Annotated in this window: 15 protein-coding genes; 4 read left to right on the forward strand and 11 right to left on the reverse strand. The window is 51.0% G+C overall.

The genetic code is table 11. The features are described from left to right. Positions 1–2 precede the first annotated feature (2 nt). Positions 3–905, forward strand: coding sequence for a tRNA pseudouridine(55) synthase TruB (truB, locus tag AT687_RS07195; RefSeq protein WP_014307015.1), 903 nt, complete (start codon positions 3–5; stop codon positions 903–905). On the opposite strand, the gene AT687_RS07200 is transcribed toward truB, so the two are convergent. The 9 genes from AT687_RS07200 to rimP all read right to left on the reverse strand — a co-directional run bounded on the left by AT687_RS07200 (position 902) and on the right by rimP (position 10,438). Beyond that, complete coding sequence (locus AT687_RS07200) at positions 902–1,594, reverse strand: 4'-phosphopantetheinyl transferase family protein (protein ID WP_010935090.1); 693 nt, start codon at positions 1,592–1,594, stop codon at positions 902–904. The genes truB and AT687_RS07200 overlap by 4 nt on opposite strands. Continuing rightward, on the reverse strand, positions 1,591–2,397 hold the full coding sequence (locus tag AT687_RS07205) for a metallophosphoesterase family protein (RefSeq protein WP_014302052.1): 807 nt from the start codon (positions 2,395–2,397) through the stop codon (positions 1,591–1,593). Before AT687_RS07205 ends, AT687_RS07200 begins: the two co-directional genes overlap by 4 nt. 46 nt (positions 2,398–2,443) lie before the next feature. Continuing rightward, the gene (locus AT687_RS07210; RefSeq protein ID WP_014319145.1) at positions 2,444–3,763 is read right to left on the reverse strand and encodes an MATE family efflux transporter; all 1,320 of its coding nucleotides are present in this window, start codon (positions 3,761–3,763) and stop codon (positions 2,444–2,446) included. Next, positions 3,760–4,749, reverse strand: coding sequence for a DHH family phosphoesterase (locus AT687_RS07215; protein ID WP_021335094.1), 990 nt, complete (start codon positions 4,747–4,749; stop codon positions 3,760–3,762). The genes AT687_RS07210 and AT687_RS07215 overlap by 4 nt, the downstream gene beginning before the upstream one ends. Further along, entirely contained in the window at positions 4,742–5,185 is a 444-nt protein-coding gene (rbfA, locus tag AT687_RS07220) for a 30S ribosome-binding factor RbfA (protein WP_014319146.1), read from the reverse strand. The genes AT687_RS07215 and rbfA overlap by 8 nt, the downstream gene beginning before the upstream one ends. A gap of 139 nt (positions 5,186–5,324) precedes the next feature. After that, complete coding sequence (gene infB, locus AT687_RS07225; protein ID WP_014302056.1) at positions 5,325–8,186, reverse strand: translation initiation factor IF-2; 2,862 nt, start codon at positions 8,184–8,186, stop codon at positions 5,325–5,327. A 110-nt stretch (positions 8,187–8,296) separates the two neighbouring features. Next, on the reverse strand, positions 8,297–8,629 hold the full coding sequence (locus tag AT687_RS07230; protein ID WP_014303544.1) for a YlxR family protein: 333 nt from the start codon (positions 8,627–8,629) through the stop codon (positions 8,297–8,299). Between the two features lie 259 nt (positions 8,630–8,888). Beyond that, positions 8,889–9,887, reverse strand: coding sequence for a transcription termination factor NusA (gene nusA / locus AT687_RS07235; protein ID WP_014319147.1), 999 nt, complete (start codon positions 9,885–9,887; stop codon positions 8,889–8,891). Beyond that, positions 9,884–10,438 carry a ribosome maturation factor RimP gene (rimP, locus tag AT687_RS07240; protein WP_010935095.1) on the reverse strand — a complete coding sequence of 185 codons (555 nt, stop codon included), beginning with the start codon at positions 10,436–10,438 and terminating at the stop codon, positions 9,884–9,886. Before rimP ends, nusA begins: the two co-directional genes overlap by 4 nt. Before the next feature lie 51 nt (positions 10,439–10,489). On the opposite strand from rimP, the gene AT687_RS07245 reads away from it, so the two are divergent. Then, the gene (locus AT687_RS07245; protein ID WP_010935096.1) at positions 10,490–11,398 is read left to right on the forward strand and encodes a DUF4439 domain-containing protein; all 909 of its coding nucleotides are present in this window, start codon (positions 10,490–10,492) and stop codon (positions 11,396–11,398) included. A 78-nt stretch (positions 11,399–11,476) separates the two neighbouring features. Here AT687_RS07245 and AT687_RS07250 read toward each other — a convergent pair whose 3' ends face one another. After that, a complete protein-coding gene (locus AT687_RS07250; RefSeq protein WP_014316824.1) occupies positions 11,477–13,234 on the reverse strand; it encodes a proline--tRNA ligase in 1,758 nt (585 codons plus the stop codon). Positions 13,235–13,265: 31 nt separating this feature from the next. Between AT687_RS07250 and yaaA the strand changes: the two genes are divergently transcribed. After that, entirely contained in the window at positions 13,266–14,012 is a 747-nt protein-coding gene (yaaA, locus tag AT687_RS07255) for a peroxide stress protein YaaA (RefSeq protein ID WP_014319148.1), read from the forward strand. Positions 14,013–14,031: 19 nt separating this feature from the next. Here yaaA and cobA read toward each other — a convergent pair whose 3' ends face one another. Then, positions 14,032–14,856, reverse strand: coding sequence for a uroporphyrinogen-III C-methyltransferase (gene cobA / locus AT687_RS07260; RefSeq protein WP_014302060.1), 825 nt, complete (start codon positions 14,854–14,856; stop codon positions 14,032–14,034). Here cobA and AT687_RS07265 point away from each other — a divergent pair. Further along, positions 14,855–16,201, forward strand: a complete 1,347-nt coding sequence (locus AT687_RS07265) for a protein adenylyltransferase SelO (protein WP_014319149.1) — start codon at positions 14,855–14,857, stop codon at positions 16,199–16,201. The genes cobA and AT687_RS07265 overlap by 2 nt on opposite strands. Positions 16,202–16,203 lie beyond the last annotated feature (2 nt).

Raw genomic sequence — 16,203 nt, forward strand, 5'->3', positions numbered from 1 at the left:
CTATGAATGATGCCCTCGCAAACTCAGGCCTTGTGATTGTCGACAAACCCGAAGGAATGACCTCCCACGACGTTGTTTCTAAAATCCGTCGGACCTTTTCCACCAAAAAGGTGGGTCATGCCGGAACCCTCGACCCTATGGCTACAGGAGTGCTCGTATTGGGACTAGAGCGCGGGACCAAATTCCTAGCACATATGGTTGCGTCCACAAAGTCCTATGCGGCCACTATTCGTCTCGGTGCTGCTACTACTACCGACGACCGTGAAGGCGAAACGATCGCTTCAGCTTCACCAGATCAACTGGCAGCAATCACCGAAACCAAGATCTCCGATGCCGTTAAGCAGTTTCGGGGATCTATCATGCAACGTCCTGCCGCAGTGAGCGCTATCAAGATAGATGGGAAAAGAGCGCATCAACGCGTACGAGAAGGTGAAAAAGTAGAAATTCCAGCACGGCCGGTCACCATTTCTCGGTATGACATTTTAGAGATTCGTCGAGACGCAGCTTTCATCGACATCGACGTAGAAGTTGATTGTTCTTCCGGAACCTACATTCGGTCACTAGCCCGTGATCTCGGCGAAGAACTCGGAGTAGGTGGGCACTTAACCGCGTTACGACGAACACAGGTAGGACCGTTTACGCTCGATAATGCTGTAACACTCGAAAAATTGGAAGAAAACCCACACGTATCTTTGACCCTTGACCAAGCATTAGCAGCGAGCTACCCAGTTCTTTCTGTTTCAGAAAAAGAGGCGAGTGATCTCGCCATGGGCAAATGGCTCACTCCACGCGGTCTGAAAGGAATCCATGCAGCGGTCGATCCTCATGGACGTGCTATCGCCTTGGTAAAAGAACAAGGCAAACGGCTAGCCACCATATTTGTGGCACGTCCATCGACTCTTTAACCCATCGCGGGGATGACAGTGGTTGCTACGACATAGCCATCATGTATTGCCCACTTTCCTTCGATAAAAGGAAACGGGGTGGGCCGAATGAGCAAATAAGAAATAAACGTGCCATCGGCCCTAATATCAATTTCTGCCTGATCAAAATCCAGCCATCGTTGAGTAATCGGGAACCAAGCCTTATAGGTGGCTTCTTTGGCACAAAACAACAACCGATCAGCGAATAATAAACCTCTAGCACGCAGATCATCCAACATGGCGATTTCATTGGGCCGCGCAATTGAACCCAAAATACCGCCAGGCAACTCCTCAGCGATCTCTGCATCAATGCCCATAGAAGCTACTTCAGTAGTCGGCGCAACAACAGCCGCCCTCAAACCCTCCGTATGCGTTAAAGATCCAGCAATGCCAACCGGCCACAAAGGCATACCCCGTTCACCGCGTAAAATTGCCGGATGATCATATAGACCCAACTTGCGCAAACTTTGATGTGCACACCAACGTGCGTCACCAAACTCAGCACGGCGAACGGCAACCGCATTTTTCACCTGTGCTTTTTCTAAAACATGCAATCTATTAAAATTTGATAAATCCGGTGTATGCCTTGGAACCAATAATGCAGTACTACGAGCTGATTGCGGGAACAACCTCGAATCCAGGGCATACTCGCTATTATTACCTGCTATCATGCCGCCACCTCCGAGGTCATGACGGGAAACGGCCACAAACGATCTGCGATATTTTGTGACCATTGATGCGGGTAACCAAGCGAGACTTCTACGTGACGAACTCCGTCGATAATGCGCTCATTCGGCACATGGAGGTGCCCATACACAACGGTGGTAGCGCTATACCGAACCGGCCACGAGCGTGTGTGCCGAGTGCCGCACCACAACCCAATCTCAGGAATCGGAAGTTCAGATACTGGTTCTTGGACCAAGGGCCAGTGATTAATAAGGATCTTCGGTCCGCGTTCCCTACTTAAGCGGTGTACCGAATACGCCAAACGGTCCCAACACCAAGCGCGAATATCCACAAAAGGCGCAATAGCAAACTGATCAGTTAGCACGAGTTGCTTGTCATGTGCAGATTGCAACGCAGCCTCAATCGTCAGGCCTTCTGGCCGAAACGAATAGTCATAGAGAGTAAAAAGCGGTACCACTGTTACGCCGTGAAAAACTGGATACGGATCCTCAGGCGTTAGCACATCAATTTGGCGACACCTCCGCACCAATTCGTCATACTTCGCCCTGCCCTGAAAGCGATCACTGCTACGACAAAAAAGTTCGTGATTTCCTGGCACCCAAATAACCGTGGCAAAGCGTTGCCGAAGCTCATGAAGCACATCAATCACAACCGACGTACGCTCAGCCACATCTCCAGCAACAATGAGCCAATCAGAAGGATCATGAGGCTGAATCGTATCGATGCGACCACCATTAGCTCGTACAGCAGCATGCAGATCTGCAACAGCCCACAAAGTCTGAACCATCGTCGATCAACCTCCTTCAACCCCGCCACAACCTATAGGAATGCTTTTAGGATACCCTCGCCCATTTCATCGAGCGGAAACGCCACCAACACGTACCCAAACGAATACATAGAAAAGCGATAAGACCCCACCACACGCCGACCAGCCCAGCATCAAAAATGAGCGCCAACCATACTCCTGGAAGGAATCCACAGACAACCGATGCGATAGAAACGGTACGCAAAAACGCAGCATCAGAAGCACCCAACAAAATCCCGTCCAGTGCAAAAACCACACCACCAAGTGCAATCAATGCCACGAGTTGCCACCACGGACCAGCCATAACGTTGAGAACATTCGTATCGCGTGTAAATACCTGTGGGATCACCGACCACCCGACCGCAAATACAGCAGCTAAAACAACGCCAAAAAAAGTTGAGTACCGAATCGATTTTTCGCCAACAGCTCGAGCAACTGCTGCGCTTCCAGCGCCTAAAGCAGCACCGGTCAGAGTTTGACCCGCAATCGCTAGTGAGTCGAGAACAAGAGTGAGGAAACCCCACAACTGCATAAGCACCTGATGTGCCGCTAACGATTCCGCGCCAAAACGTCCTGCTACCGCAGCAGCAGACAAAAACGACACTTGAAACGAAAACGAGCGAAGTATTAAATCGCGCCCCAATACCAGCTGTGTCTTCATACTTCGCCACTGCGGACGCCAGCTTCCGCGATGATAGCGGGCTAAACATCCCACAAATAACACTGCTGTGATCGAAGTTCCCATAAGGTTCGCCCATGCGGAACCTACCAGACCCCACCAATGCACAAAAAATGGCACCGCACACGCGCCGGGAATAACACCAGCCAGTGTAAAAACTAAGGGGGCTCGGGTGTTCTGGATCCCCCGCAACCAGCCGTTACCAGCCATAATGGCCAAAATCAGCGGCACACCGAAAGCAGTGATACGAAGCCAATGCCCAGCATTATTAGCAACTTCTCGATTGCCTGTGAGCCACCAAGCGAATGTGGGAGCACCAAAGAACAAAATAGTTGCGAGCACCGCCCCCACCAGCAATGCGATCCATGTCGCTTGAACCCCCTCATACACGGCTTCGCCCTGTTTTCCTGCTCCATACAAGCGCGCTGATCTTGCGGTTGTTCCGTAAGACAAAAAAGTGAGCTGCGTGGTTACTTGGGAGTAAATTACAGTTCCCGCCCCCAAAGCTGCAAGCGCGACTGTGCCAAGACCACCGACAACGGCAGTGTCCAATAACAGATACAGTGGTGTCGCAGCAAGAACTCCTAGAGAAGGAAGTGCCAGCGCAAGAACTGTAACGGCGGTAATATGCGCTGAGCGATCAGCGGTGTCGTTGAGAGATGTATTCATAACTTTGCTGTTTCGGCAGCAGCTGCAACTGCTGCCATAATGCTTCCAATTATTTCTTGTTCAGTCCCATGAAGGGTCATGCCAGCGGCGTGAACATGACCTCCACCACCACATTTCCTTGCGACCGCAACAACATCCCAAGAATCAGATCTTAAGGATATCGTCCACGTTTCCGGACTATATTCCTTCAAAACTACAGCAAGATCGACACCGTATAATCCCCTAACGTAATCAGCAATGCTTTCAACAGCATCTCGCGAATGCCCCTCGATCATCCAATGATGCACACAAGCAATCACAATGTTGGCGTTGCTTCTGGTCGATTTGTGTGTGGACTGCTCAGTACGCAGCGCAGCCAACACCTGACCGATCAGGCGCATATCATCCAATGAATACGCATCAAACAAATTGTGGTTAATCTGCTGAATATCGGCCCCATGCTCAACTAACGTTTGGGCTAGATCATGAATACGTGGCCGTCCCCACCGGAATCCGCCAGTATCGGCTACCAATCCCGCATATAGGCATTGCGCGATATCCGGTGTTATTTCTACGCCCAATGCTTGGCACAAGTCATAGACAATAGACGACGCTGACTCAGCTTGCGCATCAACTAGATTTATGTCGCCGAACCCTTGGTTCGTTGCATGGTGGTCCAAGACTATAACTGGTTGTTTGGCTTCCACAATAGATTTTTGTAGAGCACCCAACCGCGATAAAGCCGCACAATCGACTGTAATAATGAGATCACACGGTGGAAGTTCGGTTGCTAGATTAATCGCATGAGCACCCGGTAACCACATGAACGACGCCCCAATTGGAGCATCTTGCCCGATGAAACCCTGCGCGTGACATCCTGCTTGCTGCAGACCAAGTACCAAGGCGCACACACTACCGACTGCATCTGCATCAGGGCGTTCATGACCGGCTACACAAATATGGTGCGCCTTGAGAGTGTGCTGCGCTATCAGCTCGACATTAGTCATTCATCGCATCGTCATCTTTGTAAGGATGAGCATCTCCTGCTGGCTGGGCATTCTTTTTCAGCTCTGCGAGTTCGAGAGCGCGTGCTCGCGCACGAGCTAACAGATCCTCCATATGAGCACTTGCCTCAGGAACTGTATCAAGCTCGAAAGACAACGTCGGTGTAAAACGAACTGACAGCTGATCACCTACGATTTTGCGTAGCTGGCCGCGAGCACGCTGTAGTGCTCCGGCTGCAGCTTTGAGATCAGGTTGGTCATCAATAGTCCGGCCACGAACTGTGTAATAGACCGTTGCATCATGTAGGTCACCGGTGACACGAGTATCAGTAACGGTGACATATTCTAGACGACGGTCTTTGACCTCTCGTTCAATTGCAGTTGCCACGATAGTCTGGATTCGTTTTGCTAGACGTGCTGCGCGTGCATGATCGACCATGATGCGTGCTCCTTATTTATTACTGTATTTTCTTAAAAGCCTAGCCGAGACTACCACTTATATCGAAAGGGCACTGTTCCCAATGGAGTGACTCAACATTCCTATGAGAAACAGTGCCCTGATGATACGGATCTACCGATTAGGTGCGAGGAACCTCGACCTGCTCGAAGACCTCAATGATGTCGCCTACCTGGATATCTGGGTAAGACAGGACCATACCGCATTCGTATCCGGCCGCAACCTCAGTTGCGTCATCCTTTTCGCGACGCAAGGACTCAATCTTGGCATTGTCAGCCACAACGGTACCGTCGCGAAGCAGACGAATCGATGCGTTACGACGTACCTTGCCCGACTCGACCATGCAACCAGCGATAAGGCCAACGGCAGAAGCCTTGAAAATAGCGCGGATTTCGGCACGACCAATTTCACGCTCTTCGTAAATTGGCTTGAGCATCCCCTTAAGTGCTTGCTCAACTTCTTCCAGTGCACGGTAGATAACCGTGTAGTAGCGGATATCTACGCCCTCAGCATTAGCTTCTTCTGTAGCTTTGCCTTCTGCGCGAACGTTGAACGCAATGATCACAGCGTCAGAAGCTGCTGCCAAGCTCACGTTGGTCTGGGTGACAGCACCCACGCCACGGTCAATGATGTTGAGCTGGACTTCGTCATCAACCTCGATCTTGAGAAGTGCATCTTCCAGAGCTTCCACAGAACCAGCATTGTCGCCCTTGAGGATCAGGTTCAGGGTTGAAGTTTCCTTCAGGACGGAATCCAGGTCCTCGAGAGATACGCGCTTGCGTGTCTTCGCAGCCAATGCGTTGCGCTTACGCGCATTGCGTTGGTTGGCGATCTGTCGAGCCACGCGGTCGTCTTCAACGACCAAGAGGTTGTCGCCAGCGCCAGGAACACCGTTGAGGCCCTGCATTTGAACTGGACGAGATGGACCTGCTTCATCCACATCGTTTCCGTACTCATCGACCATGCGACGAACGCGGCCATATGCGTCACCTGCAACTACAGAGTCACCAACGCGCAAGGTACCACGCTGGACGATCACCGTAGCCACTGGTCCTCGACCGCGGTCGAGGTGAGCCTCGATAGCAACACCCTGTGCATCCATGTCTGGGTTAGCACGTAGGTCCAAGGAAGCGTCGGCGGTAAGCAAAACTGCCTCAAGCAGGCCATCAATGTTAATGTTTTGCTTTGCAGAAATATCCACGAACATGGTGTCGCCACCGTATTCTTCTGGAACCAGACCGTATTCGGTCAGCTGGCCACGGATCTTATCTGGCGAAGCACCCGGCTTATCAATCTTGTTCACAGCGACAACGATTGGGACATCGGCAGCCTTGGCGTGATTGATTGCTTCCACTGTCTGAGGCATAACGCCATCGTCAGCGGCAACAACGAGCACAGCGATATCTGTGGACTTTGCACCACGTGCACGCATAGCCGTGAATGCCTCGTGACCTGGCGTATCCAAGAAGGTGATCTTGCGGGAAAGATCATCGATGTTCACCGTTACCTGGTATGCACCAATACCCTGCGTAATTCCGCCGGCCTCATCAGAACCAACATTTGTCTTACGGATGGTGTCCAAAAGACGAGTCTTACCGTGGTCAACGTGACCCATGACGGTAACCACTGGAGGACGCTTAGCAAGATCCTCTTCAGTACCTTCATCTTCACCGAACTGCAGGTCGAAGGACTCAAGGAGCTCACGATCCTCGTCCTCAGGAGAGACGACCTCTACCTTGTAGTTCATTTCTTCGCCCAGCAGCTGCAAGGTTTCTTCGTTGACAGAGGCAGTTGCGGTCACCATCTCTCCCAAGTTGAACAATGCTTGCACCAAAGCAGCAGCATCAGCATTGATCTTCTCGGCGAAGTCAGAAAGCGAAGCACCGCGTGCCAAACGGATCGTTGCGCCGCCACCATCAGGAAGGCGTACGCCACCAATCACGTTTGGTGCCTGCATTGCCTCGTACTCGTTACGCTTCTGACGCTTCGACTTACGTCCCTTACGAGGTGCACCGCCTGGGCGTCCGAATGCACCAGCGGTACCACCACGGCGTCCGCCACGTCCACCAGCGCTACCGCCGCCACCTGGGCGACCGCCACCGAATCCTGGGCGTCCGCCTTGGCCACCTGCACCGCCACGTCCATTCCGGGAGCCATTAGAACGTGATGGCATCTGACCTGGGTTTGGATGCGTTGGCATCATTGCAGGACTTGGACGACGTCCGCCACCTTGACGCTCTTGTCCACCAGACTGCTGCGAACGAGAGCCTCCCTGCGGACGAGGTTGTCCTCCGCGACCACTTGGGCGAGGTGCACGCTCTGCAGGTCCACCTTGACCACCCTGTGGACGATTTCCACCTGGGCGTGGCCCGCCACCAGGACGAGGAGCATTACCGGAGCGGTTTCCGCCACCTGGGCGTGGAGCAGGACGAGGACCGCTAGAGAATGGGTTATTTGCTACACGTGGTGCACGTCCGCCGGGTTTTGGAGCCGGCTTAGCCTGTGGGCGAGGCATGCTGCCAGGAGTTGCAGTCGTAGACGACTGTGCTGCTGGCTTAGGCGCAGCTGGTTTTGGAGCCGCAGGCTTAGGAACAGAAGATTCAGCCTTTGCTGCGCTGAAACCTGGCTTTGGCACTGGTTTTGCGGCTGGCTTTGGAGTCGGCTTCTTTTCTGCTGCTGGCTTAGGCGCAGCTGGTTTAGGAGCCGCAGGCTTAGCCGCTTGTTGCGGAGTTGCTGCTGGCTTAGGCGCTGCAGGTTTTGGAGCCGCAGGCTTCTTAGCCTTGGGCTCCTGAGAAGCAGCAGGCGTCTCGTTGGTAACACCGAGCGACTCATAGTGCTTCTTCATTTTCTTTACCACTGGGGGTTCAATGGTAGAGGATGCTGTTTTAACAAACTCGCCTTGATCTTTCAGGGTTGCGAGTAATTCTTTGCTGGTTACACCGAGCTGTTTTGCTAGCTCATGTACACGTAGCTTTCCGGGCACTTTTCTCCTTGAGTTGCGGTAAGGAAGTCACAAGGCCCGGAAGGGGCTCGTTGTAGGACTTCCTACCTGATTGCTCTGACGTTCATCGCTGATGCTTCATCGTGTGCTCATCAGTGTTCGGTCTTCCTTACAATGTTGGGTCTAGCGGTCAGTCCCGCTAGGTACTCTCGTACATGACCGGTATCTACAACAGCAGATACCCTCAGCGCGCGATTAAACGCACGCCTTTTTTCAGCTAGCTCCAGCGCTTCTAACGTTGGAGAAATCCACGCACCTCGCCCACCCATCTTGCGCTGCGGATCGGGAATCACACGCACCGCTGTTGATTCATCGGGATCTTTGAGGGCGACAACGCGCAGTAGAGATGCTTCGGGTAACGGACGACGACGAGCGATACAAGTGCGAATGCGCTGTTGAGAGCGTTGATTCGAATCGCTGGGCATCCGTCTCCTTATCGATCTATCTATGTGCACTAGAAAAAGCATCCTTTTCTGGATTTCTCTCAACGTATGCGGTACGAACTTTGCGCTACGTTTTAGCCATGAATTGGCTGTTCCACGCATGCAAACAAATCGACCGTACGTTGGGCCGTTAGATAGTGTACGCCATGTTGGCTCAGAACAATAACCTGTTTAAAAAAAATTAGCCGTATCAACATCTTCCCTCTTGGAAGTATTGATACGGCTTAAGTACTACAGGCAATTAGCTTGCATCTGAACGGATGTCAATTTTCCAACCGGTCAGACGAGCTGCTAGGCGTGCATTTTGCCCTTCTTTCCCGATCGCCAATGACAATTGGTAGTCAGGCACAGTTACCTGAGCGGTCTGAGCTTCAGCATCAGTGACTTCTACATGAACAACTTTTGATGGTGCTAGAGCATTACCAACAAACTTCGCTGGATCATCGTCGAAGTCGATGATATCGATCTTTTCACCGCCAAGCTCATTCATGATGTTGTTGACGCGCTGCCCCCGTGGTCCAATGCAAGCACCTTTAGCGTTTAGTCCCTTGACCGTCGCCTTCACTGCCACCTTAGAACGGTGTCCCGCTTCACGAGCGATACCGATGATTTCTACAGATCCATCAGCAACTTCTGGTACTTCTAGTTCAAACAATCGTCGAACTAATTCTGGGTGAGTACGTGAAAGATTGATCTGAAGATCACGTGGGGTGCGGTTAATTCCTACAACGTAAGCTTTAACGCGATCACCGTGTTTAAAGCTTTCACCAGGAATTTGTTCTGCAGGGATCAAAATTCCGTCTTGGCCGTCAACCTCGGTTCCAAGGTGGATAACTACGATGCCTTTTTCGTTGGCGAAAATATCAGCTTGTACGATACCTGACACAACGCTGCCTTCGTATTCACTGTAAGCATCATATGCTTTCAGTGTTTCCGCTTCACGCAAACGACGAACAATGGCATCGCGAACGGCTTGTGCGCCTACGCGTCCAAAATTTTCAGGGGTGTCATCGTATTCAGTGGTGACTACACCGTCTTCATCAAGCTCGGAGACGATAACCGAAACGTGACCGGTCACCGAATTGATGTCCACGCGCGCACGGGAATTTTCAACCGTATTTGTGTCTTTGTACTCTTGGTACGCAAACAGAAGAGCCCGTGCAATTGTTTCAAGCAATTCATCAACAGCGATGTTTCTATCCGCTTCAATTGCTTTCAGCGCTTGGACGTCAATATTCACTTGTTTTCCTCTCCCCTATCAAGGGCTTGATCAAATTCGAGTGCGGTTAAAGCTAACTCATCTTCCGCAGGTTTAGCGAATTCAATTTCTACCACCGCTTGTGTGTTTTCTGCCAATTGAACACTACGGACGACGAGTTTTTTACCCCGACGCTTCACTACAATGACCGCAGTCTCGTCGTCGTTAAGGGCACCGATTCGCTCTACAGACTTTTTACCTTCAACTTCGAGAGCGACTAACCTGTGTCGATTACGGCGCCACCTGCGTGCACTAGCAAGTGGTTGATCTAAACCTGGAGTTCCTACCTCCAGAGTATATCCTGCACCAAAACTCAGCTCACCTGCGGCTTCACCAGCATCAAATACCTCAGATATTTGATTTGATACAAGTTCTAATTGGTCAAGGTCAGGGCGAAAATCAGAGTCAACGGAAACTGCAACGAGCGACTTTTTACCCGCTTTATTGATTCGGATACCCTCTAAGTCCATATTGTGTTGCGCAACAACTGGAGTAACAAGCTCAGTTAATACTTCTACCGTAGGAAACGCCATGGTGGTTATGGTAGCTGTTCAACGAAACTCATTCCACTGAAGACCGGTAGAATGCGTGAGGTGATTTTTCTTCAGCGATCAACAACAAGTGCGATCTCAGCAATCTGTCTGCTCGGTTGTGTAGTGGCCTGCGATATAAGCCCCTCCCCTGACCCAAACGCCACTTTGATAGATCTAGCGGCAATCGCACACAATGACGCTGCAGTACTCCAAAGCAAAAACTCCGCCTTAGCCCAGCAGCGCCACGCTGACTCCGAGGAATTGATAAGCGAAATTCAACGGCTTTGTGGTACCAATTCCGAGGGCAAGCTGCCCGAGTCTTGCTCGAATGAGATCGTCCAAGGGGCCGTCGATAAGCAGGCTGTATCGCTTAAAGAAACTGTTACAGAGTCTGATGCTGCTACTCGGTCCGCACAGGCTATTGTCTCCGCTATTGATTCTGCCCCTAGCGAATCATTAGGCCTACTTGGGCAACAGCTAGTCGATCTCGTCCGCGCTGGCGCAGCTGCCCCTCAATCTGGAATTGCACAATTAAATCCTCGAAATGAGATTAACAAGGGTACAAGCAAAGATGACCTCATCCATGATAGAGAAAGTCTCAAAAAGGCTCTCGATTGGGAGTATTCAGCAATTTATGGGCTAGGTGTCGCACTAGCCCATTCTCCAGCAGGTACTAGAACCGCAGTATCTGATGCCATCACCGCACATCGTGATCGAGTAGAACTTTTAGAATCCAGTTTCGCCGAGTCATTCCCCAATGAAACAATTCCACGACCTGAAGCAGCATACGAATTTTCCGGCTATCCAGAACCACATGACGCTCAATCCTCCCGAGCATTTTTTGATTCCCTAGAAGCAGATTCTGCAGCATGGTGGCTACATGCCCTTTCAGAATCACATTCGGCTACCTGGCGGGCCTTGTGTGCTTCACTCGCAGCACAAAGTGCAGCTCGACGTTAAGAAAAAACACTAGAGCCTCTCTCGGGACTACGATCTCGAGAGAGGCTCTAGAATTGCAGCTGCAGCGCCATTACGCTACTAACGGTTCAGTTTAGCCACGACCGTATCGACGATCTCATCTGCCGACACCAAGACTGTTTCCTGGCCACGTTCACGTAGCTCAATGTTGCCATCTTTGAATGCACGACCCAAGACCACAACAAATGGCATGCCGAGTAGTTCAGCGTCTTTGAACTTCACGCCAGGGCTCACCTTAGGGCGATCATCGAACAACACCTCAATGCCATGTGAGTCAAGAGCTGCCACAAGTGCATCGCCTGCTTCAATAGCTTCCTTGTCTTTGTTGGCAACCACAACATGCACTTGGTAAGGAGCAACCTCGAGCGGCCAGTTCAGGCCAGTTTCATCATGGCGCTGCTCGGCAAGAACAGCCATCAATCGAGAAACACCAATGCCGTAGGAACCCATCGTAGGGATGGCGCGCTTACCGGACTCGTCCAAGATCTGAACATCGAATGCCTCTGTGTACTTGCGCCCCAGCTGGAAGATGTGTCCAACCTCAATGCCACGCGCAAGTGTCAAAGTACCTTGTCCCTCTGGCGCTGGGTCACCCTCACGAATTTCAGCAGCCTCGATGTATCCATCAACCGTAAAGTCACGGCCCATAGTCAAGCCAACAACATGGTGTTCAACGGCATCTGCACCGGCAATCCATGAAGTTCCACTCACAACGCGGGGATCAGCCAATACCTTCACACCGTGGGCATTCAAAGCCCGTGGGCCAACGTAGCCCTTGACCAAGAATGGATTATTCTTGAAGTCCTCTTCGGAGGCTAATTCAACTTCAGCAGGCTCGACGGAGGCTTCAAGGCGCTTCATGTCTACTTCACGATCACCTGGCAATAAAATGCCCGCAAGCTCTGCTTCTTCAGCACCAGGCTGGGTGATCTTAACCAACAAACACTTCAATGTGTCTGCCGCTGCAACAGAACGATCTTCAACGGTAACGCCAGCAGACTGTGCCCATTGAACTAGCGCTTCAATGGTTTCAGCATGAGGCGTTTCGTACTCAACGGCCTCGGGTGCTTGTTCGAGCGGACGCTCTACTCCCGGCTGAGTAACTACGGCCTCGACGTTCGCAGCATATGGCCCTTCAGTGGCACGTACGAAAGTATCTTCGCCATTGTCACTTACAGCAAGGAACTCTTCTGAAGCCGAGCCTCCCATAGCGCCCGAAGTTGCAGCACAAATAACGTATTCCACACCGAGACGATCGAGGATTCGCTGATATGCCTCACGATGGCGCTGATACGAATCTTCTAGCCCAGCGTCAGACATATCAAAGGAATAAGAATCCTTCATAACAAACTCTCGGCCACGAAGAATACCGGCACGAGGGCGCTCTTCATCACGATACTTTGTCTGGATCTGATACAAGGTGACTGGGAAATCCTTATAGGACGAATACATGTCCTTGACAGCCGAGGCGAACATTTCTTCATGCGTTGGCCCGAGAAGATAGTCGCCACCTTTACGGTCTTTCAGGCGGAATAGGGAATCACCGTATTCGGTCCAACGATGTGTCTGCTCATATGGCTCACGAGGCAACAGCGCAGGGAACAAAAGCTCTTGTGCCCCAATGGCATCCATTTCTTCTCGCACGACAGTTTCTACTTTGCGCAACGTGCGAAGTCCCAGCGGCAACCAAGTATATACACCAGGAGCTGTTCGACGAATGTATCCCGCACGAACAAGCAACTTGTGGCTTGGTACTTCTGCATCGGCAGGGTCTTCGCGCAGAGTGCGAAGGAAAAGTGTAGAAAGACGTGTAATCATAAAGGCTTAATATACCCGTTAGGATGTAGGCATGCTTATTGTGTTGCCACCTTCCGAGACGAAGGCTGTTGGGGGAAAGAATCCAGCTATCGATTTCGATTCACTTCACTTCCCTACTTTGAATCCGATTCGTAAGGAAATCGCCCACGATTTAGCAAGATTAGACATATATCAGGCACAAGAAATCCTGAAGTTAAGTCAAAAACTACTTCCGGAAGCCCAGCACAACATCGAACTATTCCAATCTCCTACAATGCCTGCAGTATTACGGTATACGGGGGTGCTTTACGACGCTCTCGATGCCACCTCTTTACCCAGCAGCACATGGGAACATCTCGCTATCGGTTCCGCACTATTTGGTGTTGTCATGGCCAACGACAATATCCCCCATTATAGACTTTCTGGCACCACGAAACTGCCGTGCGCCGACGCAAGTGTTCCCACTTTAAAACGTCGTTGGGGAAATGCCATTAGCACAGCATTGTCTGACACAAATGAAGTTATCCTCGATCTTCGATCTGGAACTTATCAACAACTTGGAAAAGTCAAACATGCGATCACTGTCCGTGTCGAATCAGAAGATTCCGATGGAAACCGATCAGTGATCAGCCACTTTAACAAACACTACAAGGGGCAACTCGCACGTGCTTTGCTGCTTCACGACGTCACCCCTGACCCCGACCACGCCATTGAAGACCTCATCGGAATGACTCAGGAATGTGGCTTTGCCGTAGAACATTCAAAGCCACATGAGCTCACAGTAGTGATCACACAATGATTACTAGACAATCCAATGACTAGGATTGAAGGCCTGCCACCTCACCAATGACATAGACAGCTGGAGGCTTGATGTCATTATCTTTCATCGCTTGCCCCAACTGAGCCAAAGTCGTTTTAAACGACTTTTGGTTTTCTGTCGATCCTTCTTGCACGACGGCAACCGGAGTGTCAGAGCCTCGACCAGCGTCGATAAGCGCTTGAGCGATGGCACCAGCGTTTTTCACGCCCATGATCACAGACAACGTACCTCCTGTGCGGGCTAATGCTTCCCAATCATTTAGCGACTGCGGATGCTGCGGAGGGACATGCCCAGAAATAACGGTAAAGGAATGAACTACACCGCGTTGAGTAATCGGAATTCCAGCCAGCGCCGGAACCGACACCGCACTGGTAACACCAGGAACCACCTCGCACGCAATTCCATGCTTGGCACACGCTTGGAGTTCTTCAAAACCGCGACCGAAAATATAAGGATCGCCACCTTTGAGTCGCGCAACCTTCTTGCCAGCTTGAGCATGCTCAATCAAGAGTTCATTAATCTTAGATTGAGCCACCTGCTTACCATACGGCAACTTCGATACATCAATGATGTCCTTCGTGGATACATCGCATAATTGAGCAAGCTCACTAGCCGGCCCCAGATGATCTGCCAAAATAACATCTGCTTGTTGCAAACGGTGCATACCTCGAACTGTTATGAGGTCCCACGCACCAGGGCCACCACCAATGAGGCTAACCGAAGCGGTCCACGATTCTGAAGACGAAAACATACCTGCGAGTTTAAACAGCTTCCTATTCCGGCTTGAAATCTCCGTGAATTTTTTCATTATCCTGTAAACCATGCCACTTACCTTTGCTCACTCCTTCGCCGATGCTGTTCCCTCTTTATCAGTCCCATGGCGCGCTGAGCAGTGGCCTGATCCGCGTATTATCGTGTTTAATCACGAACTCGGCCAAGAATTAGGAATTGATGAGGCCTCCCTTCTTTCGAACATTACGCAACAAGGACATGCCCAAGCCTACTCAGGGCACCAATTCGGCCAGTTCAATCCATTACTCGGAGACGGTCGCGCGCTCGTTCTAGGTGATTGTGCACAAACAAATGCACCACATGGTCAGTTCGAAATTTCTTTGAAAGGATCCGGCCCGACCCCATTTGCGCGCCGGGGCGACGGACGCGCAACCCTTGGCCCCATGTTGAGGGAATATCTTATTTCCGAAGCACTCCACGGCTTAGGGATTCCCACGACACGATCTCTCGCCGTTATTACAACTGGTACCGATGTCCAACGCGAACGCTTGTTACCCGGCGCGGTTGTCGTAAGAGTCGCACAAAATCATCTTCGTGTGGGAAGCGTGCAATGTGCTGCAATGCGTGACGACGATTCATTGGCAGCGTTGGTTCGTTATGCCTTGTCGTCTCATGAGGATGGTGTCAGTGATGCGGAGGCTGCTGGATTATTGTTGCGGCGTGTGAGTACGTCTCAAGCGAAGTTAGTAGCGCAGTGGATGCGCTTTGGGTTTGTGCATGGTGTGATGAATACCGATAATGTGACTCTTTCTGGGCAAACCATTGATTTTGGACCGTGCGCTTTTATTGATTCTTTTCATCCTCAAGCGGTCTTTTCGAGTATTGACTCCCATGGTCGATATTCATTTGGCCGTCAGCCAAGCATCATGGGGTGGAATATCGCTCGGTTGGCAGAAGCTCTTTTACCACTCATGTCTATTGATGAGGCTCGCAATATTGTCCATGAGTTTCCGGATATGTATCGTCGTTCTTGGCTTGATGAGATGGCTGATGCAGTTGGTATTAGTCCAGATGATGATCACACTGCCGGTGTGCTTGATGATTTGGTGGCTTTATTAGATGTTCATCGTCCAGATTACGCGCAATTCATGCGGAGTCTGAGTGATGGAACGACTGTTTCTCTTTTCCCTTGGGCGCAGCAATGGGAGGCAAAGGTTTCTTCGCTACGTGTAGCAGCTCCTCGTAATCCGGTCTATGTTCCTCGGAATTATCTCGTAGAAGATGCTCTTGAGCACGCTATGAATGCGGATATGTCTGTGTTTTCTTTACTTGTGGAGGCTGGGAAAAACCCTTATCTTCGAGAGAGGCGATTTGAAAAATTGGAGAATCCTGCCCCTGAAACGTGGCAGGATTATGTGACTTATTGTGGCACTTAGGC

It is taken from the genome of Corynebacterium diphtheriae (assembly GCF_001457455.1).
In the GTDB taxonomy this organism is placed as follows: Bacteria; Actinomycetota; Actinomycetes; order Mycobacteriales; family Mycobacteriaceae; genus Corynebacterium; species Corynebacterium diphtheriae.

Excerpts from the sequence above, each read along its gene's own strand:
- cobA (WP_014302060.1), bottom strand. The coding sequence starts at position 14,856 with ATGGTTTACAGGATAATGAAAAAATTCACGGAGATTTCAAGCCGGAAT.
- AT687_RS07250 (WP_014316824.1), bottom strand. The coding sequence starts at position 13,234 with ATGATTACACGTCTTTCTACACTTTTCCTTCGCACTCTGCGCGAAGAC.
- rbfA (WP_014319146.1), bottom strand. The coding sequence starts at position 5,185 with ATGGTCGATCATGCACGCGCAGCACGTCTAGCAAAACGAATCCAGACT.
- AT687_RS07215 (WP_021335094.1), bottom strand. The coding sequence starts at position 4,749 with ATGACTAATGTCGAGCTGATAGCGCAGCACACTCTCAAGGCGCACCAT.
- AT687_RS07245 (WP_010935096.1), top strand. The coding sequence starts at position 10,490 with ATGCGTGAGGTGATTTTTCTTCAGCGATCAACAACAAGTGCGATCTCA.
- AT687_RS07205 (WP_014302052.1), bottom strand. The coding sequence starts at position 2,397 with ATGGTTCAGACTTTGTGGGCTGTTGCAGATCTGCATGCTGCTGTACGA.
- truB (WP_014307015.1), top strand. The coding sequence starts at position 3 with ATGAATGATGCCCTCGCAAACTCAGGCCTTGTGATTGTCGACAAACCC.
- rimP (WP_010935095.1), bottom strand. The coding sequence starts at position 10,438 with ATGGCGTTTCCTACGGTAGAAGTATTAACTGAGCTTGTTACTCCAGTT.
- AT687_RS07265 (WP_014319149.1), top strand. The coding sequence starts at position 14,855 with ATGCCACTTACCTTTGCTCACTCCTTCGCCGATGCTGTTCCCTCTTTA.
- yaaA (WP_014319148.1), top strand. The coding sequence starts at position 13,266 with ATGCTTATTGTGTTGCCACCTTCCGAGACGAAGGCTGTTGGGGGAAAG.
- AT687_RS07230 (WP_014303544.1), bottom strand. The coding sequence starts at position 8,629 with ATGCCCAGCGATTCGAATCAACGCTCTCAACAGCGCATTCGCACTTGT.
- AT687_RS07200 (WP_010935090.1), bottom strand. The coding sequence starts at position 1,594 with ATGATAGCAGGTAATAATAGCGAGTATGCCCTGGATTCGAGGTTGTTC.
- AT687_RS07210 (WP_014319145.1), bottom strand. The coding sequence starts at position 3,763 with ATGAATACATCTCTCAACGACACCGCTGATCGCTCAGCGCATATTACC.